The following is an 18,683-nucleotide window of genomic DNA, read 5'->3' as shown; positions in this document are numbered from 1 at the left end:
CGCCGGTCAGAAACAGATGATCTCGGCCTCGGCCTCGGCGCGGCGCAGGGTGGCCACGGTCTCGGTCAGGGCGGCCATGCCGCGGAACATGCCGGACCGCTCTCCGGTGGTCTGGCGCATCCGCAGGATGGTTTCCGCGCCGACGTAATCGGCATAGGGCAGCACCTCGGCGATGCGGTCGATCGCGCAGGAACAGCGGTCCAGCATGTCGCGCGTCTGCCCGTTGGTCGCCATGCAGGCAAAGGCGTATTCGACCCGCGCATTGGTCGGATAATCGTTCACTGCCTGCGCCGATGCCGGGGCCGCCGTCAGGGCCAGCGCCAGTGCACAGGCGCCCGCGCGGATCATTGCAGCACCAGTTCGTTGCGATAACCCGCCGCGGCATCGGTTTCGGCGCGCAGCTCGCGGATGGGCTCGTCCGGCGCGGCCATCACGAAGGTCAGCGTCAGCGTCTGGAAGCCGTGCATGCGTTCTGCATTCTTGTCCGCGATGAAGGGCTGAAAGCTGGCCGTGATGCCGCCGTCGGTGGTCGTGACCTCTCCGCCCCGGAACAGCGCCTCCTTCATGCGGTTGCGGATGTAGAACGGGCTGCCGCCGGTCAGCGCGGCCATGTCGCGGGTCGTCTGTTCCAAAAAGAAGGTCAGGACCGGATCACCCGAAGAGATCGGGAACGGTCCGATCGTGCGGTCGATCGGCCCGGCCTTCTGGGTCAGTTCCAGGATCGGTTGCTGATCGCTGGGGTCGATGTCCTGGGACAGGGTGATGCGGCCGTCCTCGGTCGGGCGGAACCCTTCGGCCATCGGGCCCGTGACGGTCATCTGCCATTCCAGCGTCCTGTCGCCCAGATCCCAGGGCCCCCGCTCGGCAAAGACCGCGTCGCCGGCCTCGGCCGCGATCAGGGGCAGGGGGGCAAGCCCCAGCATTAGGGCAAGTGCAAAGGCGCGGGTCATGGTCGTCCTCCCAAACGTTGGGGCATGATGGGCGCGGGACGGACGGCGGCGCAAGCCCCGGCGGCGGCCGCATCCCCCCTTGGTCTTAGGCCAGAAGACGCCCCAGAATCTCGGCCAGGTCTGGCGGGCTGACGGGCTTTTCCAGCAGGTGGATGCCCATGGCGGCGCAGCGCCGCGAAATCGCTGGATCGCGATGCGCCGTCACCATCACCGCGGGCACCGGCCGGTCGGATGCGGCGCGCAGCGCCTCGATCGCGGCAAACCCGGTGTCGCCGTTCTCCAGGTGGTAATCGGCCAGGATCACGTCGGGGGGTTCGTCCCCCATCGTGGCCAGCGCCTCGGCCGTGTCGCCGGCGATGCGGGGCACCATGCCAAGCCGGTCGCGCAGGATCATCTGATAGGCACGGCGCATCTCGGGGTCGTTCTCGACCACCAGGGCCACGCGGCCGCGCAGCGCGGGCAGCGGCGCGACGGCAAGGCGCGGTGTGTCCGACAGCGCCTGCACCAGGGGCAGGCCGACGCGGAACACCGTGCCGCGCATCGCCTCGGACGACAGGCTGATCGGATGGCCCAGCTTGGCGCAGGCCCGGCGCACGATGGACAGGCCCAGCCCCATGCCGGGCGTCGCGCTGTCATGGGTCAGGCGCTGGAACTCGTCGAAGATGCGGTTGCGGTCCACGGCGGGAATGCCCATCCCGGTGTCATAGACCGACAGCCAGCACATCGCCCCCTTGCGCCGCGCACCCACCGCGACGCCGCCGCGATGGGTGTACTTGATCGCGTTCGACACCAGGTTCTGCGCGATGCGGCGCAGGAAGATCGGGTCGCTGTCCACGACCGTGGTCGTGGGCATGAACCGCAGCCGCAACCCCTTGGCCTGCGCCACGGGCGCGAATTCGGCGGCCAGCCTGCGGAACAGGTCATCCAGCGGCACGGGCTGCCGGTTGAACTCGATCCGCTGGCTGTCCAGCCGCGAGATGTCCAGCACCGCATGCATCAGCTGTTCGACCGATTCGAAGGCACTGCCAAGCCGGTCGGTCAGTTCGGTCTGGTGCTGGTCCATCGGCGTGTCGGTCAGCGCCGACAGGAACAGCCGCGCCGCCGACAGGGGCTGCAGCAGGTCGTGGCTGGCCGCGCGCAGGAAACGGGTCTTGGACCGGTTCGCCTCCTCGGCCAGGGCGCGGGCCACGGCCAGTTCGCGGTTTCTTTGCGACAGGTCGGCCATCGCGCGTTCCAGGTCACGCGTGCGGGCCAGCACCTCCTGCTCCAGCGCGACGGCGGCCTGGAACATCGACCATGCGGACCCGCGTGATTCTTCCAGCCGGTCGATCCGGTCGATCAGGACGGCGTTGATACGGGTCAGCTTGGCGATCTGCCGGTCGGGCGGATCGTCGTCACGCAACATCATCGGACCTCATGAAGGCCAGGCCCACGAATGTCTGGTTCACATGCATGCCGCTGTGCTGTTCGCCATAGGTGTTGAACCCCGCAACGCGGTGACGGCGGTACAGGTCCGACATCCGGTCGGTCAGCCCCGCGCGTTCCAGCGCCAGCCGGCGCAGGATGCAGTCGAAGGCCAGCACCATCAGCGGCGGCGTGGGCAGCGCCTCCAGCAGGTCGGAAAACCCCTGGATTAGATCCTCGGACCGGCCGAGGGTCAGGACTGTGCCGGTATCGATGGACGACATCAGCGACAGGCCGTCGTCGTCTGTGATGGCGCTGATGGCACGCACGTGATGGCGCCCGCCCATGCGCAGCAGCAGGGGGTGGCGGGCAAATTCGCTGGGCGTCAGGTCGGCGCGGCGCAACCCGGTCAGGCGGGCATATTCCTGGGCCGCGGGTTCGGCGTTCAGCTCCAGGATGCGGCGTTTTTCGGGAATGGCGGCGGTGACTACCGCGCGCGTGGGGGTGGGACTGAAATGGGCGAACGTGACCTCGCGGATGGTCAGGTCGGTTTCGACCAGCAGGAAGACCGCGACGCCCGACTGCACGGCGCCCTGCGCCAGCAGCGAGGTGCGGCGGAAATCCAGCCCGTCGCCAGCCGACCCCCCCAGCACCGGGACCGAGGGCAGGGCCGCGTCCAGCGTGGCGACCAGCGCGTCCTCCTGTCCGGCCAGGCCATCGGTCAGCAGAAGGCCGAACAGGTGCCGCGCCGGATCGGGGCCGAAATCGCGCGCCATCTGGCGCAGCTGCGCCATCCATTCCGACACCGGCAGCGCGGCTAGGTCCGGCAGCAGCAGGGACGCGGCGCGGAAATGGCGCGCGGGAAACCCGATCGCCACCACGCTGTCGCTGGCATAGCCCTGCGGTCCGATCTCTCCGGCGGACGAACATCCGGCGATCACGCAATCCGGCGGCAGGTGCGGCGTCAGCCCGGATTGCAGCGCGGCCAGATCGTCGGCCTGCGCGCCGAACAACAGGACCAGCGCGGGATTGGTGCCGCGCAGGCCGTCCAGCAAGGTCGGGACCATGTCGGTCCCGCCGCGGTCGGCCTGCACAGCGACCGGCCCGGATGCGCCCTCCATCGCAGCCGGGTCGGTGTTCATCAGCCGGCCTCGAACAACCGGATCGAATTGGCCAGCAGCACGGCCTGCGTGCGGCGGCGGGCGTTGATCTTGGACATGATCGCCGTGATGTGGGTCTTGACCGTGGCCTCGGCGATCGACAGCTCGTAGCTGATCTCCTTGTTGGCCTTGCCCTTGCAGATCAGCCGCAGGATCTTCATCTGCTGCGGCGTCAGCGACGAAAAGCGCCGCGCCAGTTCGGCCTTCGCGTCGTCGTCCGCGCTGTCCTGATCGGGTTGGTATCCGTCGGGGGTGACGTGCTCGCCCTCCCACATGCGGCGCAGGCTGTCGACCAGCGCCTCGCGCGACAGCGACTTGCTGATATAGCCCTGCGCCCCGGCCGCCATCGCGGTCGAGATCATCGCCCCCTCCAGATCGGCCGAGATCATGGTGATCGGCACGCCCGGAAGCTGGCGGCGCAGGGTCACGATGCCCTCGGCGCCGCGCGCGTCGGGCAGGTTCAAGTCAAGGATCACGGCGTCGGGCGCACCCTGCACGCGGATCTGTTCCACCGCTGCGCCAAGGCTACGCGCGGTGCGGACATTCTTCAGGCCAAAGCTGATCTTCAGCGTCAGTGCCAGCGCATCGCACATCAGCGGGTGGTCGTCGACGATCAGGATCTCGCGGACCTGGTCGGCGGTGGGTCGCGCTGACGGCACGGGACGCGCCTGCATGGCGGCTGCTGTCATGGCATTCCTCCCTGGGTTCTGCCGGCTGCAACCCCTCCTCAAGGGTGCCGCCGTGACCGCAGTCTAGGGCAGGGTGCACATAAAGCAAGCGCCATGCTGCGACGAAAGTCGGATGGCGATCTAGCTTTTGTTGACCGTTCGTTCGCCCGGCGGAAAGCTTTCGGTCCAGACATTGCCGTCCGTATCCTCGACCCGGACGTTGATCGGCTGGCCATCCGGTTGATAGCGAAAGCGGAACACCGGATCCTCGCTGACCGAGATCCCCGCCGCCATCGAGAACAGCAGTGCGTCACCCTGGCGCACGTCCAGGCGGTCGATGAAATGGGCCGGGATGTTCAGCAGCGTCACTTGGTCGCGCTGAAGGCCTGAAAAGTTCGGATGCCGGATCATCAGCGTGCCGATCTCCTCTCCGTCCTGAACCTCGGTGCGCCAGCGCATCTGGCCCATGGTCGCCTTGGTCGCGGCCATGTCCTTGCCCGCCGGCGCCGAACAGCCGCCCGCGGCCTTGACGAAGCGCCCGGCCATGACCTGCGTGCCGTCGGCCTGGGTCGCGATGGCGCGGACGTCGGAATAGCTGTCGACCCGGACGCGCACCTCGAAATCCAAGGGCATCAGCGCGGGACCAAAGGCGTATTCGGCGGCGACGGGGGCAGGGTTCTCGTCGATGACCAGGGTCAGGGCGTCGATGGCGGGGGCGTCGGCCGCCTGCGTCAGCCGGATGGGCACGATGGCCGCGTCATGGGCGCGGGCCGGTGCGTCCAGGTCCAGCACCGTCGCGTCCTGCGGCGGATCGCTGTCCAAATCCATCACCGCCCCGCGCAGATCCTCCCAGGTGGGCGATGGTTGCAGCGCGTTGTCCTGCGCCATCGCGGGCGCGGCCAGCAGCGCCGCCGTCAGGGTCAGCCACAGTCTCATTGCCTCATCCTCCCTTGGACATCCTCCGATAGACGAATTCGGTGGTCGTGGCGGCGGCGTCCTCCTCGGCGCGTGCCACGACCCCTGCATGCAGCGGAGATTTCGAACAGACCGGGTCCGTCGCCCGCGCGTCGCCGGCCAGCGCCATCGCCTGGCAGCGGCAGCCGCCGAAATCGACCGACTTGCGGTCGCAGCCGCGGCAGGGTTCCGGCATCCACGCCGTGCCCCGGAAGGCGTTGAAGCTGTCGGACAGGTGCCAGATGTCGGACAGCGACCGCTCCTGCACGTTCTCGAAACGCATCCAGTCGATGGTCTGGGCGGCATGACAGGGCAGCACGGTCCCATCAGGCCCGACGTTCAGCCCGGTCGAGCCCCAGCCCCCCATGCAGGCCTTGGGATAGACCGCATGGTGATCGGCGGGGACGTAATCGATGACCATCCGTCCGCGCAGCCGGACGCGGGCGGCGTTGACCACCTGTCGCGCGAATTCGGCCTGTTCGCGCGTGGGCATCAGCGCGCCGCGGTTGCGGTCGGCCCATCCGTGGAACTGGACGGTCGCCACCTCGATCCGCCGGGCGCCAAGACGTTCGGCCAGATCGATCATGTCGGGCAGGCGGTCCATGTTCTGGCGGTGGACGACGGCATTGATGGTCAGCGGAAAGCCGATCTCGGTGACCCAGTCGCTGAAGGCCATCTTCTTGTCCCAGGACCCCGGATGGCCGCTGATCCGGTCGGCCATGTCGGGGCGGATGCCCTGCAGCGACAGCTGGACATGATCGACGCCCGCGCGGTCCAGTTCGATCAGCCGGTCACGGGTGATGCCGATGCCAGAGGTGATCAGGTTCACGTACAGCCCCGCGTCGCGCGCATGGCCCACGATCTGCGCCAGATCGCGCCGCGCACCGGGTTCACCGCCCGAGATATGGACCTGCAGCACGCCAAGATCGGCAGCCTGGCGGAACACCCGGCCCCAGTCGTCGGCGCCGATCTCGCGCGACGCGCGGACCAGATCGACCGGGTTCGAGCAATAGGGACAGGCCAGTGGGCAGCGGTGCGTGACCTCGGCCAGCATTGCCATGGGCAGGCCGGGGGTGACGGGGTTGCCCTCCAGGTCGCGGGGCTGGTGCTGCTGGTCCTTCATGCGCTGTCCCTGACAAAGACCATGCGCCGTTCGATCAGCCCGGTCAGGAAATCGCGCACGTCACCGCCGATCTGGTCCACCGGCGCGTCATAGCGCGCGGCCAGGTCGCGCACGATCCGGTCCAGGCTGCGGGCGCCGTCCAGTTCGGACAGGATCGCCTCTCCGATCTGGTCCAGCTGCATCGCGCGTTCCGGGGCCTGCAGCACGCGGATGCCGCGCACGCGGTCGCCCTGCAGCCGCACGCCGCGCGGCAGATAGGGGATGTCGTCGGGTCCGATCAATGCGGTCATGCGCGCATCCCCTCTCCGGGCCGCCAGGCCCCGGGGGGCGTGCGCCCCTCGACATAGCCGTGCCACAGCGCGTCCAGTTGGGCCCACAGCACGTCGGTCTTGAAGGTTAGCGCGGCGGCGGCGGCGTCCTGCTTCTCCAGCGTGTCGGCATGGGTCAGGACATAGTCCAGGCCGAACTTGACGTCCTCGGGCGCCTCGGTCAGGCGTTTCTTGAAATAGGACAGGCTGCTGTCATCGGCGAAATCGTAATGCTGCAGCAGACCCTCGATCCGCTGCGCATGGATGCGGGGCGCGAACAGTTCGGTCAGGCTGGCCGCCACCGCGTCCAGCAACGGCATGTCGCGCACGAAGCGGACATAGGCATCGACCGCGAACCGTGTCGCCGGCATGATGCCCACGCCCGATGCGACATAGTCCGGGTCCAGCCCCACCGCCTGCGCCAAGGCCAGCCAGCGGCGGATGCCGCCGCCCTCGCTCTGACCGCCGTCGTGATCCTCGATCCGCTTGCGCCAGGCGCGGCGCAGGTCGGGATCCTCGACCCGACTCATGAAGGCCGCGTCCTTCATGGGGATGCGCGACTGGTACATCCAGCGGTTGATGACCCAGGCCCGCACCTCGTCCGGGGTGCACTGGCCGCCATGCAGCCGGGCGTGGAACGGGTGACGGTCGTGATAGCGCGCGGCGCCGATGGCGCGCAGGCGGGCCTCGAAATCCTCACGGGACTGGGCGTTGGTTTGGACGTCCTTCACAGCGTGATCTCCATTCCGTCGCGGGCGACCTGCCAGCCCTGTGCCGCGGCCTGGGCCGCCTGCGGGCTGTCCGGGTCGGTCAGCGGGTTCGAATTGTTCATGTGCACGAAGATGCGCCGACCAAGCGGCGTGTCGGCCAAGGCGGGGATCGTGTCGGTCACCGCCATGTGCCCCATGCGGCGGCCGGTCTTGCGGCCCAAGCCCATGCGGATCATCTCGTCGTCATCCCAAAGGGTGCCGTCGAAGAACAGCGCATCCGCCCCCGCGACGCGGTCGCGCAGCCAGTCGGGCATGTCCGCGCATCCGGGGATGTAGAACGCGCGCCGGTCCGCGCTGCGCAGCTCGACGCCCACGGTGGTCTCTCCGATCAGGCCCGTCTCGACCGTGGCGCCCTCCTGATACAGTGGCACCTTGCCCGGCACGGCGAACAGCGTCGCGGTCAGGCCGGGGGTCAGCGGGATCGTCTGATCCAGCGCGACGGTCCGGCGTGGGACAAAGTCGGGGTTCACCGCAGCCATCATCGGGTTCGCCGCCAGCGCATCATGGATCGCCTGCGTCGCGAACAGATCGAAGGGCTGGCTTTCGCGCAGCGTCAGCAGCCCGGCCACGTGATCGATGTCGCCATTCGTCACCAGGACCGACCGCAGCGGCATGGTCCGCGGGCCGGACGGATGCAGCGCGGGCGTCGCTGCCAGCTGCGCCCGGATGTCGGGCGATGCGTTCAGGATGGCCCAGTCGCGCCCATCGGCACTGACTGCGACAGAGCTTTGGGTCATCGACGGAATACGTCCAGCGCGGGCCGCGTCGCAATTGCCGCAGCCGCAGTTCCATTGCGGCAGGCCACCGCCCGCCGCCGCCCCAAGGATGATGATCCGCATCGGGTGTCGTGCCTTACGATAAGAAAGCCCCGCCCGAACGAGTTCGGACGGGGCCGCATTCTTGCCTGCGGTACAGGCTCAGAACAGGACGGGCTCGTCCTCGGCGGGTGCGTACATGTTGATTTCCATGCCGCAAGCGATCTCGGTCAGGATAGGTTTGGTCCAGGCCATGTTGTGCTCCTCCTACATGCCGGTGGCGCCGCTACAGAAGGCGACTGGATTCAAATCTAGTATAGAGACAGGATGAATCAACACGACAAAGGTCGCAAGGTCGTGACCATTTCGTGAAGACGGGCCGCAAAAGGGGACGGAAGGACGATGTTTCACCTGGTTCTGGGCGTCTGTCTGGCGATGGCCGCCGATCAATGTGGCCAGGTTCTGCTGCCCCAGGGCGATTCGGCGACGGCCCAGGGGTGTCGGACGCAGGCCGCGCAGGTCGCGGATGCGTGGCTGGCCGCGCGGCCCGATCTGACCGGCAGTGCGCCGGAATGCCGCGCCAATGCCGATCTTCCGGCGCTGGATCTGCAGCAGGTCGCGCCGGGCGTTCATGTCCATTTCGGCGATTCTCACCAGATGGAGGAGACCCCGGACGGGCGCATCGCCAACCTGGGGGTAATCATCGGCCGCGATGCGGTTGCGGTGATCGATGCGGGGGTGTCGCGGGCGCAGGCGCAGGACCTCTATGTCGCGATCCGGAGGATCACCGACCTTCCGGTGCGGCACCTGATCCTGACGCACATGCATCCCGACCACGTGCTGGGCGCGCAGGTGCTGTCCGAGGCCGGGGCCCGCATTACCGCGCATCACGCCCTGCCGCAGGCGCTTCAGGCGCGGGCGGCAGGGTATCTTGACGCGCTGGTTGGTCTTTACCCGGCCCCGGACTGGATCGGCACGCAGGTGGTCATGCCCGACGACCTGGTCGATGACCGCCGCCAGATCGACCTGGGCGATCGGTCCCTGCTGCTGCGGGCATGGCCCGCGGCCCATACCGACAGCGACCTGACCGTGCTGGACCGCAGGACGAACACGCTGTTCACCGGCGATCTGCTGTTCCGGGACCTGACGCCGGTGGTGGACGGATCGCTGCTGGGATGGTTGGAATGGCTGGACAGCGACCCGGCGCGCGGCGCAGGCTTGATCGTGCCGGGACATGGGCCGGCCAGCGAATCATGGGCCGAAGCATCGGCGCCCCAGGCCGCATTATTGAAAGCGCTTGCGACCGCGACGCGCCAGGCCATTCAGGACGGGTTGCCGCTGTCGCAGGCCGTGCCCGCCATCGCCAATGCATTGCAGCCGATGCAGAATTCATGGAATTCCTATCCAGAGACGGTGGCGCGGAACGCAACCGCGGCCTACAAGGAACTGGAATGGGAATGAGAAGCGTTTGACAGGTTCGCCAGAACTGGCAAATGTTCGCGTTAACAGCCGGGCGAAACAGGTCCGGGGACTTTCAGGGAGGAAGACTTGAAAACCGCATTGTACACGACCGCCGCGATCATCGCGCTGACCGCGGGCAGCGCGCAGGCGCAGCTGGTGATCGAACCGGGCAGCGACGACCGCATCAACTGGGCCAGCCTGGACGAGTTCAAGGCCGCGCATTCCGACCTTGAGGGGCAGAGCTTCGACATCCTGGGCCCCTGGCTGGGCGGCGACCAGGAGCTGTTCCAGTCGGTCATCGCCTATTTCAACGAGGCGACCGGCGCGCAGGCGAACTATTCCGGTTCCGACAGCTTCGAGCAGCAGATCGTCATCGACAGCGAGGCCGGATCGCCTCCCGATGTCGCGGTCTTTCCGCAGCCGGGCCTGGCCTCGGACCTGGCCGAAAAGGGCTTCCTGCGCCCTCTGGGCGAGGAGACGGCGCAATGGCTGACCGACAACTATGCCGCGGGCGAAAGCTGGGCGGCGCTTGGCACCTATGCGGGCCCCGACGGGACCGAGGCGCTGTACGCCTTCCCCTACAAGGCCGATGTCAAGTCGCTGGTCTGGTACGTCCCCGAGAACTTCGAGGATGCCGGCTATGAGATCCCCGAGACCTACGAGGACCTGAAGGCCCTGACCGAGCAGATCGCCGAGGAGGGAGAGACCCCCTGGTGCATCGGCCTGGGATCGGGCGGCGCCACCGGCTGGCCCGCGACCGACTGGGTCGAGGACCTGATGCTGCGCACTTCCACGCCCGAGGATTACGACGCCTGGACGACCAATGCGATGCCGTTCAACGACCCCAAGGTCGTGGCCGCGATCGACGAGTTCGGCTGGTTCGCCAAGAACCCCGATTTCGTCGCGGGCGGCGTCGGATCGGTCAGCGCGACCGATTTCCGCGAAAGCCCCGCCGGCCTGTTCGACAGCCCGCCCGCCTGCTACCTGCACCGTCAGGCCAGCTTCATCACGACCTTCTTCCCTGAGGGCACGGTCGTGGGCGAGGATGCCGACTTCTTCTACATGCCCGCGCCCGCATCGGGTGACCTGGGCCAGCCCGTCCTGGGCGGCGGCACCATGTTCGCGGTCCTGTCGGACAACCCCGCCGCGATGGCCTTCGTCGAGTTCCTGAAGACCCCCGTCGCGCACGAGATCTGGATGGCGCAGCAGGGCTTCGTCACGCCCTATACCGGCGCCAATGTCGAGGCCTATGACGATCCGACCGTCCGCCGCATGGGGCAGATCCTGCTGGACGCGACGGTCTTCCGGTTCGACGGGTCGGACCTGATGCCCGGCGCGATCGGCGCGGGGGCGTTCTGGACCGGGATGATCGATTTCGTCGGCGGCGCCTCGGCACAGGACGTCGCGGACAAGATCCAGGCCAGCTGGGCTTCGCTGAACTGACGACGACCGGCGCGGCGGCCGCGACGTCGCCGCGCCCCATGATCCAGGGGGGAGACCGGGAATGGAATTGCTGTGGTTGGCGGTCAGCACGATCGCGATCGGGGTCTTTGGCTGCGTGGCCTGGTTCTGGGGGTCGAACTGGCTGCTGGACCGCATCTATCCGCCGCGCGGGGCGCAGGCGGGCGACAACATCCGGCGGGCGAACCAGATCCGCCCCTGGCTGTTCCTGGGGCCCGCGATCCTGTTCCTGACGACCTATCTGGTCTATCCAGTGCTGGACAGCTTCTGGCGGTCGCTGTTCAATTCGAACGGATCGCAGTTCGTCGGCCTGGACAACTATGTCTGGCTGGTGAACGACGGCAAGTTCCGGGAATCCATGCTGAACAACATGGCCTGGCTGCTGGTCGTGCCGGCCCTGTCCACGCTGTTCGGCCTGCTGGCCGCGCAGCTGACCGACCGGCTGAAATGGGGCAACATCGGCAAGTCGCTGATCTTCATGCCCATGGCCATCAGCTTTGTCGGCGCGGGCGTGATCTGGAAGTTCATCTATGAATACCGCGCCTCGGGCGAGACGCAGATCGGCCTTCTGAACTGGATCGTGACCCAGCTGGGTGGAGAGCCGCAGATCTGGCTGACCCTGCCGGTGTGGAACAACCTTCTGCTGATGATCGTGCTGGTCTGGATCCAGACAGGCTTCGCGATGGTCATCCTGTCGGCCGCCCTGCGCGGCATCCCCGAGGAGACGATCGAGGCCGCCATCCTGGACGGCGCATCCCCCCTGCAGGTGTTCTTCAAGATCAAGGTGCCGCAGATCATGGGCACCATCGCGGTGGTCTGGACCACCATCACCATCGTCGTGCTGAAGGTCTTCGACATCGTCTTCGTCATGACCAACGGGCAATGGGGCACGCAGGTGCTGGCGAACCTGATGTATGACTGGATGTTCCGCGGCACGCCCGATTACGGGCGCGGGTCGGCCATCGCCATCGTCCTGATGATCCTGGTCACCCCGATCATGGTCTGGAACATCTACAACGCACGCAAGGAGGTCCGCTGATGGAGGGGATGGCTGGACAGAAGTCGTCGCTGGCCTGGGCGGTCAACATTGCGGCCTTCCTGCTGGTGCTGCTGTGGACGATCCCGACGCTGGGCCTGTTCGTGTCGTCGTTTCGCGACCGCGACCAGATCTCGACCTCGGGGTGGTGGCAGTCGTTCTCGGGCTCGGTGCAGACCGGTTTCGTGCGTTCGGGCACGGCCGAGGACCAGGTGCAGGAGGGCGATCTCTATGTGATCCAGGGCAGCGCCCTGGAGGGCACGCAGGAGTTGACCGCCTGGGGCACCAGCGCGCGCCAGCCCGATGCCAACGCCCCCGGCGACACCGTCGAGCTGGAGCCGGGGATCGATCTGACCGTGGCCGAGGACGGCAGCTATCGCATGACCTCGGGCCAGCCCTTCGAGATGCGGCGGGGTGAACGGATCTTCACCACCACCCTGTCGCCGCCGGCCTTCACGACCGACAACTATTCCCGGGTTCTGACTGCAGGCGGGCTGGGGCGCGCCTTCATGAACACCATGACGGTGACGATCCCCGCCACCGTCATCCCGATCCTGATCGCGGCCTTCGCGGCCTATGCGCTGGCCTGGATGCAGTTTCCGGGCCGGGCCCTGCTGACGGCCTGCGTGGTGGGGCTTCTGGTCGTGCCGCTGCAGGTGGCGCTGATCCCATTGCTGCGGCTGCACAACGAACTGGGCATCGGCAAGGGATACCTGGGCATCTGGCTGGCCCATACCGGGTTCGGCCTGCCGCTGGCGGTCTATCTGCTGCGAAATTACATGGTCGGCCTGCCACGAGAGGTCATCGAGAGTGCCCGCGTCGACGGCGCGACCGAATTCCAGATCTTCCGCCGGATCATCCTGCCGCTGTCCTTCCCGGCCCTGGCCAGTTTCGCGATCTTCCAGTTCCTGTGGGTCTGGAACGACCTGCTGGTGGCCACGGTGTTCCTGGGCAACACGCGCGAACAGCTGGTCATGACGGGCCTGCTGCGAGAGCTGATGGGATCGCGCGGAGGTGAATGGGAGATCCTTGCAACTTCGGCCTTTATCTCGATAGCGGTGCCGCTGCTGGTGTTCTTTGCCATGCAGAAATATCTGGTCCGCGGATTGCTGGCCGGCTCCGTGAAAGGTGGATGAACTTGACTGAACAGACGACGGATTGGTGGAAGGGCGGGATCATCTATCAGATCTACCCGCGCAGCTTTCAGGACACGACCGGCAGCGGCACGGGCGATCTGGCGGGCATCGCCCAGCGCCTGCCCTATGTGGCGTCCCTGGGGGTCGATGCGGTCTGGATCTCTCCGTTCTTCACCTCTCCGATGAAGGATTTCGGCTACGACGTCAGCGATTACTGCGGCATCGACCCGATCTTCGGCACGATGGAGGATTTCGACTGGCTGGTCCAAAGCGCGCACGAGCTGGGGCTGAAGGTCATGATCGACCTGGTGATGTCGCATACCTCGGACCAGCATCCCTGGTTCAAGGAGAGCCGCGCCAGCCGCGACAACCCGAAATCGGACTGGTATGTCTGGTCGGACCCGCGCCCGGACGGCACGCCGCCCAACAACTGGCTGTCGATCTTCGGCGGCAGCGCGTGGCAATGGGATGCGCGGCGCGAACAGTATTTCCTGCACAACTTCCTGTCGTCGCAGCCGGACCTGAATTTTCACAACCCCGCCGTCCAGGACGCCCTGATCGAGATGGCGCGGTTCTGGCTGGACAAGGGCGTCGACGGCTTCCGGCTGGACACGATCAACTTCTATTTCCATGACGCCCAGTTGCGCGACAACCCGCCCTTGGCGCCGGAACTGCGCAAGTCGGACACGGCCCCCGCCGTGAACCCCTACAACCACCAGAGCCATCAGTTCAGCAAGTCCCAGCCCGAAAACCTGGCCTTCTTGGAGCGGTTCCACCAGGCGCTGGTGCCCTATGGCGCCGCCGTCGTCGGAGAGATCGGCGACAGCGAGCGCGGGCTGGAACTGCTGGAGGAGTATACCGGCGTGCCGGGCCGGGTGCAGATGTCCTATGTCTTCGACTTCCTGTCGGGTGACGACCTGCCCGCCGCGCGCGTGGTCGAGGTGTTCGACAAGCTGCACGACATCGCGCCGAACGCCTGGCCCTGCTGGGCCATGTCGAACCATGACGTGGTGCGCCACGTCACGCGCTGGAACCTGCCGGACCAGGCGGCCAAGGCCTATGCGACGGTGCTGTTGTGCCTGCGCGGGTCGGTCTGCCTGTACCAGGGAGAGGAACTGGGCCTGCCCGAGGCAGAACTGCGCTTCGAGGATCTGCGCGATCCCTATGGCATAGAGTTCTGGCCCGAGTTCAAGGGCCGCGACGGTTGCCGGACGCCGATGGTCTGGGACATGGGCGTGAACGGCGGTTTCTCGACCAGCCAGCCCTGGCTGCCGGTGCCGCACACGCATCTGCAGCGCACCGTCGTCAGCCAGGAGGCCGACGCCCAGTCCATGCTGCACCATTATCGCTGGGCAGTCGGCCTGCGCCGCAAGCACAGCGCATTGCGCTGCGGAAACATGACAGACATCAAGGCCGAGGGGCCGGTGCTGTCCTTCCGCCGCCGTGACGACAAGCAGACCCTGCTGATCCGCGCCAACCTGTCCGACGACGATGCGGGCGGGCTGATGCCGTGGCAGGTCCAGATCATCGAAGGGTAGGGGAGGAAGACCGCAAATGGCCGATCTGAAACTGACGGACGTCGCCAAGTCCTATGGCGACGTGCAGGTGCTGAGGGACATCGACCTGGACATCCGTTCGGGAGAGTTCATCGTCTTTGTCGGGCCGTCCGGCTGCGGGAAATCCACGCTCTTGCGCATGATCGCGGGCCTGGAGCAGATCACCGGAGGAGAGCTGAAGATCGGCGGGCAGGTCATGAACGACATCCCGCCCAGCCAGCGCGGCATCGCGATGGTGTTCCAGTCCTATGCGCTTTACCCGCACATGACGGTCCGCGACAACATGGCCTTCGCGCTGAAGATCGCGGGCCAGTCCAAGGAGCAGATCCAGGCCGCGACCGACCGCGCCGGCAAGATGCTGCAGCTGACGCCCTATCTGGACCGCCTGCCCAAGGCGCTGTCGGGTGGCCAGCGCCAGCGCGTGGCCATCGGGCGGGCCATCGTGCGCGACCCCAAGGTCTATCTGTTCGACGAACCGCTGTCGAACCTGGACGCCGCCCTGCGCGTCGCCACCCGGATCGAGATCGCACAGCTGAAAGCCTCGATGCCCGACCGCACGATGATCTATGTCACCCACGACCAGACCGAGGCGATGACCCTGGCCGACCGCATCGTGGTGCTGGCCGGCGGCGGCATCGCCCAGGTCGGCGCGCCGCTGGAGCTGTACGAGCGTCCGATGACCGAATTCGTGGCCCAGTTCATCGGCAGCCCGGCGATGAACCTGCTGCCCGGGCGGGTCAAGACCGTGGGCGCGATGACCACCGTCGCGCTGGACGTGGGCCTGGAGGCGCAGGTCGCGATCCCGACCCGCGCCGGCGACGAGGGCATGGTCGTCAACCTGGGCGTCCGCCCCGAGGACATGCGCGAGACCGACGGCACCCCGGTCTTCGAGGGGACCGTCGATCTGACCGAGGCCCTTGGGGAGGTCACGCTGCTGTACTTCGGCACCGGGGCCGAGACCGCGCCGATCACCGCCAAGCTGCCGGGCATCCACCCGGACCTGAAGGGCAAGCGCGTCCGGCTGACCGCCGATCCCCATGCGCTGCACCTGTTCCACAAGGGACAGTCGCTGCTGTACCGGGACGGCGCCGACCGCCTGCCGCCCTATCAGCCGCGCATGGCCGCGCCCTCGGGCAGCATGGGCGGCACGCCCGCGCAGTCGGATCGCGGTCCGGACCGGGCGATGGACGGGATGGTCATCCCCGAGGGTCCGGTACGCTGAGCCCCGGGGGGCGCGACCAAAGTCGCAGATCGCGCCCCGCAAACCGTGCTATACTTTCCCCATCCTGAGGGGGAGACCATGACCGAACGCAACCACGCGGAGCTTGTGGCCGCGCAGTCGCAGTCCCGCAGCGCGACCTCGGCGCTGGCCGCATCCTGGCGGCGGTCCATGCTGAAGCACGGGCTGGACCCCGCCGACCGCCGCCGCCCGGATCGCCTGTCCGACAGCGAACTGGCCGACCGCCATCAGGCGATGCAGGCCTTCCTGAACGTCGCCGGACCGCAGCTGGACCAGCTGTACAACCTGGTCGGCCTGTCGGGCTGCAACGTGCTGCTGACCGATGCGCATGGCATCGTGCTGGACCAGCGGGTGTCGGATGCCGACGCCCAGCAGTTCCGCGACTGGGGCCTGTGGCAGGGCGCCGACTGGTCCGAGGCCGCGCAGGGCACTAACGGCATCGGCACCTGCCTGGCCGAGGGCCGGCAGGTGACCATCCACCGCGACGAACATTTCCGCACCCTGAACACCGCGATGTCCTGCATGGACGCGCCGATCTGGGGACCGGACGGGCGGCTGCTGGCGGCGTTGGACGTCAGTTCTGCGCGCGCGGACCAGACCGAACGCTACAACCGGCTGATCTCGGCGCAGGTGGCGCAGACCGCGCGGGCGATCGAATCGCTGTTCTTCCGGATGTCGTTTCCCGACGCGCGCATCGTCGTGGCCTCGGACGATCAGGGCGAACAGGCGGTGCTGCTGGCGGTGGACAAGGATGACCTGGCCATCGGCGCCACCCGCGCCGCCCGCCGCGCCCTGGGGCTGGAGCGCGAGGGTGCGATCCGCCCGCGCCCGGCCGCCGACCTGCTGGGCCGCCAGGACGATCTGACCGGCTTCGACCGGGCCGAACGGGCCGCGGTGATGCGGGCCCTGGCGCGGGCCGAGGGCAACGTCTCGGCCGCCGCACGCGCGCTGGGGGTCGGTCGCGCGACGCTCTATCGGCGCATGGCGCGGTTGGGTCTGGGCGAAAATCACGGGGGACTGTCTCGATCGTGAGACAGCTTCTGCGCTGCGGCGTGGATCGGCGGTTGCTCCGAATCACCTTGCGTCCGACGCTGGCCCCATACCCGGACCGGGAGATCCGGGGGCTGTCATCCTGAGGAGGAGGAACCGATGCCGAACGACCAGACGCACGAATTCAAGGGCGTGGGCGTGATGCCCTTTGCCCGCCGCTATGACAACTTCATCGGCGGCGAGTGGGCGGCGCCCAAGTCGGGCAAGTACTTCACCAACACCACGCCCATCACCGGCGCCGAGATCGGCGAGATCGCCCGGTCGAACGCCGACGACATCGAGGCCGCGCTGGACGCCGCCCACAAGGCCAAGGGGGCCTGGGGCCGCACCTCGACCACGGAGCGCTCGAACATCCTGCTGAAGATCGCCGACCGGATGGAGCAGAACCTGGAGCTGCTGGCCACGGCAGAGACCTGGGACAACGGCAAGCCCATCCGCGAGACCATGGCCGCCGACCTGCCGCTGGCCATCGACCATTTCCGCTATTTCGCGGGCGTGCTGCGCGCGCAGGAGGGCGGCATCTCCGAGATCGACAACGACACGATCGCCTATCACTTCCACGAGCCCCTGGGCGTCGTGGGCCAGATCATCCCGTGGAACTTTCCGCTGCTGATGGCCTGCTGGAAGCTGGCGCCCGCGCTGGCCGCCGGCAACTGCGTGGTGCTGAAACCCGCGGAACAGACCCCGGCCACGATCATGGTCTTTGCCGAACTGATCGCAGACATCCTGCCGCCGGGCGTCCTGAACATCGTCAACGGTTTCGGCCTTGAGGCGGGCAAGCCGCTGGCGTCGAACCCGCGCATCTCCAAGATCGCCTTCACCGGCGAGACGACCACCGGCCGCCTGATCATGCAGTACGCGTCCGAGAACCTGATCCCGGTCACGCTGGAACTAGGTGGCAAGTCGCCCAACATCTTCATGGAGGATGTCTGCCGCGAGGACGACGACTTCTTCGACAAGGCGATCGAGGGTTTCGTGATGTTCGCGCTGAACCAGGGCGAGGTCTGCACCTGCCCGTCGCGCGCCCTGATCCACGAGAAGATCTATGACCAGTTCATGGAACGCGCGCTGAAGCGCGTCGAGGCCATCGTGCAGGGCGACCCGCGCGACAGCGCGACGATGATCGGCGCGCAGGCCTCGAGCGAGCAGAAGGAGAAGATCCTCTCCTACTTCGACATCGGTCGCAAGGAAGGCGCCGAGGTGCTGATCGGCGGCGAGGCCGCGGATCACGGCGGAGAGCTGTCGGGCGGGTTCTACATCAAGCCGACGGTGTTCAAGGGCCACAACAAGATGCGGGTCTTCCAGGAGGAGATCTTCGGCCCGGTCGTGTCCGTGACCACCTTCAAGGACCAGGACGAGGCGCTGTCGATCGCCAATGACACGCTGTACGGTCTGGGCGCGGGCCTGTGGTCGCGGGATGCGAACACCTGCTACCGCTTCGGTCGCGCGATCCAGGCGGGCCGGGTCTGGACCAACTGCTATCACGCCTATCCGGCCCACGCGGCCTTCGGCGGCTACAAGCAGTCGGGCATCGGGCGTGAAAACCACCGCATGATGCTGGACCACTATCAGCAGACCAAGAATATGCTGGTCAGCTACAGCCCCAAGAAGCTGGGCTTCTTCTGACGCGATGCGGGCGGCCTTCGGGTCG

19 protein-coding genes are annotated in these 18,683 nt (G+C 67.3%); 8 read left to right on the top strand and 11 right to left on the bottom strand.

The window, feature by feature from the left end:
• Window positions 1-6 precede the first annotated feature (6 nt).
• The 11 genes from LZ686_RS06095 to pqqA form a co-directional block, all read right to left on the bottom strand.
• The gene (locus tag LZ686_RS06095) at window positions 7-348 is read right to left on the bottom strand and encodes a hypothetical protein (RefSeq protein WP_127897576.1); all 342 of its coding nucleotides are present in this window, start codon (window positions 346-348) and stop codon (window positions 7-9) included.
• Window positions 345-950 carry a hypothetical protein gene (locus LZ686_RS06090; protein ID WP_046000577.1) on the bottom strand — a complete coding sequence of 202 codons (606 nt, stop codon included), beginning with the start codon at window positions 948-950 and terminating at the stop codon, window positions 345-347. The genes LZ686_RS06095 and LZ686_RS06090 overlap by 4 nt, the downstream gene beginning before the upstream one ends.
• 85 nt (window positions 951-1,035) lie before the next feature.
• Window positions 1,036-2,358 (bottom strand): ATP-binding response regulator, encoded by a 1,323-nt coding sequence (locus tag LZ686_RS06085; RefSeq protein ID WP_349547279.1) that lies wholly within the window; start codon window positions 2,356-2,358, stop codon window positions 1,036-1,038.
• A complete protein-coding gene (locus LZ686_RS06080; protein ID WP_349547278.1) occupies window positions 2,345-3,496 on the bottom strand; it encodes an FIST N-terminal domain-containing protein in 1,152 nt (383 codons plus the stop codon). Before LZ686_RS06080 ends, LZ686_RS06085 begins: the two co-directional genes overlap by 14 nt.
• Window positions 3,496-4,203 carry a response regulator transcription factor gene (locus LZ686_RS06075; protein WP_045982310.1) on the bottom strand — a complete coding sequence of 236 codons (708 nt, stop codon included), beginning with the start codon at window positions 4,201-4,203 and terminating at the stop codon, window positions 3,496-3,498. Before LZ686_RS06075 ends, LZ686_RS06080 begins: the two co-directional genes overlap by 1 nt.
• A 120-nt stretch (window positions 4,204-4,323) precedes the next feature.
• On the bottom strand, window positions 4,324-5,118 hold the full coding sequence (locus LZ686_RS06070) for a quinoprotein dehydrogenase-associated SoxYZ-like carrier (protein WP_349547277.1): 795 nt from the start codon (window positions 5,116-5,118) through the stop codon (window positions 4,324-4,326).
• Between the two features lie 4 nt (window positions 5,119-5,122).
• Window positions 5,123-6,259, bottom strand: coding sequence for a pyrroloquinoline quinone biosynthesis protein PqqE (gene pqqE / locus LZ686_RS06065; RefSeq protein WP_349547276.1), 1,137 nt, complete (start codon window positions 6,257-6,259; stop codon window positions 5,123-5,125).
• Complete coding sequence (pqqD, locus tag LZ686_RS06060) at window positions 6,256-6,549, bottom strand: pyrroloquinoline quinone biosynthesis peptide chaperone PqqD (protein WP_046000581.1); 294 nt, start codon at window positions 6,547-6,549, stop codon at window positions 6,256-6,258. Before pqqD ends, pqqE begins: the two co-directional genes overlap by 4 nt.
• Window positions 6,546-7,298: a pyrroloquinoline-quinone synthase PqqC gene (pqqC, locus tag LZ686_RS06055; RefSeq protein ID WP_349547275.1), complete on the bottom strand. Its 753-nt coding sequence runs from the start codon at window positions 7,296-7,298 to the stop codon at window positions 6,546-6,548. The genes pqqD and pqqC overlap by 4 nt, the downstream gene beginning before the upstream one ends.
• Entirely contained in the window at window positions 7,295-8,176 is an 882-nt protein-coding gene (gene pqqB, locus LZ686_RS06050; protein WP_349547274.1) for a pyrroloquinoline quinone biosynthesis protein PqqB, read from the bottom strand. The genes pqqC and pqqB overlap by 4 nt, the downstream gene beginning before the upstream one ends.
• Before the next feature lie 78 nt (window positions 8,177-8,254).
• Window positions 8,255-8,347 carry a pyrroloquinoline quinone precursor peptide PqqA gene (gene pqqA / locus LZ686_RS06045; RefSeq protein WP_042250260.1) on the bottom strand — a complete coding sequence of 31 codons (93 nt, stop codon included), beginning with the start codon at window positions 8,345-8,347 and terminating at the stop codon, window positions 8,255-8,257.
• A 147-nt stretch (window positions 8,348-8,494) separates the two neighbouring features.
• Between pqqA and LZ686_RS06040 the strand changes: the two genes are divergently transcribed.
• The 8 genes from LZ686_RS06040 to adh all read left to right on the top strand — a co-directional run bounded on the left by LZ686_RS06040 (window position 8,495) and on the right by adh (window position 18,658).
• Window positions 8,495-9,553, top strand: a complete 1,059-nt coding sequence (locus LZ686_RS06040) for a quinoprotein relay system zinc metallohydrolase 2 (RefSeq protein ID WP_349547273.1) — start codon at window positions 8,495-8,497, stop codon at window positions 9,551-9,553.
• Between the two features lie 87 nt (window positions 9,554-9,640).
• Complete coding sequence (locus LZ686_RS06035; RefSeq protein ID WP_349547272.1) at window positions 9,641-10,996, top strand: ABC transporter substrate-binding protein; 1,356 nt, start codon at window positions 9,641-9,643, stop codon at window positions 10,994-10,996.
• A gap of 61 nt (window positions 10,997-11,057) precedes the next feature.
• Complete coding sequence (locus LZ686_RS06030; RefSeq protein WP_046000585.1) at window positions 11,058-12,053, top strand: carbohydrate ABC transporter permease; 996 nt, start codon at window positions 11,058-11,060, stop codon at window positions 12,051-12,053.
• The gene (locus tag LZ686_RS06025; RefSeq protein WP_349547271.1) at window positions 12,053-13,186 is read left to right on the top strand and encodes a carbohydrate ABC transporter permease; all 1,134 of its coding nucleotides are present in this window, start codon (window positions 12,053-12,055) and stop codon (window positions 13,184-13,186) included. Before LZ686_RS06030 ends, LZ686_RS06025 begins: the two co-directional genes overlap by 1 nt.
• The gene (locus LZ686_RS06020; RefSeq protein ID WP_349547270.1) at window positions 13,183-14,724 is read left to right on the top strand and encodes an alpha-amylase family glycosyl hydrolase; all 1,542 of its coding nucleotides are present in this window, start codon (window positions 13,183-13,185) and stop codon (window positions 14,722-14,724) included. Before LZ686_RS06025 ends, LZ686_RS06020 begins: the two co-directional genes overlap by 4 nt.
• 16 nt (window positions 14,725-14,740) lie before the next feature.
• Window positions 14,741-15,964, top strand: a complete 1,224-nt coding sequence (locus LZ686_RS06015; RefSeq protein WP_139599176.1) for an ABC transporter ATP-binding protein — start codon at window positions 14,741-14,743, stop codon at window positions 15,962-15,964.
• Window positions 15,965-16,042: 78 nt separating this feature from the next.
• Entirely contained in the window at window positions 16,043-17,014 is a 972-nt protein-coding gene (locus LZ686_RS06010) for a GAF domain-containing protein (RefSeq protein WP_349547269.1), read from the top strand.
• Window positions 17,015-17,131: 117 nt separating this feature from the next.
• Complete coding sequence (gene adh, locus LZ686_RS06005; protein WP_349547268.1) at window positions 17,132-18,658, top strand: aldehyde dehydrogenase; 1,527 nt, start codon at window positions 17,132-17,134, stop codon at window positions 18,656-18,658.
• Window positions 18,659-18,683 lie beyond the last annotated feature (25 nt).

The sequence above is a fragment of the Paracoccus sp. NFXS7 genome (genome assembly GCF_040148865.1).
Lineage (GTDB): Bacteria > Pseudomonadota > Alphaproteobacteria > Rhodobacterales > Rhodobacteraceae > Paracoccus > Paracoccus marcusii.
This window is presented reverse-complemented; position numbering and strand designations above follow the sequence as displayed.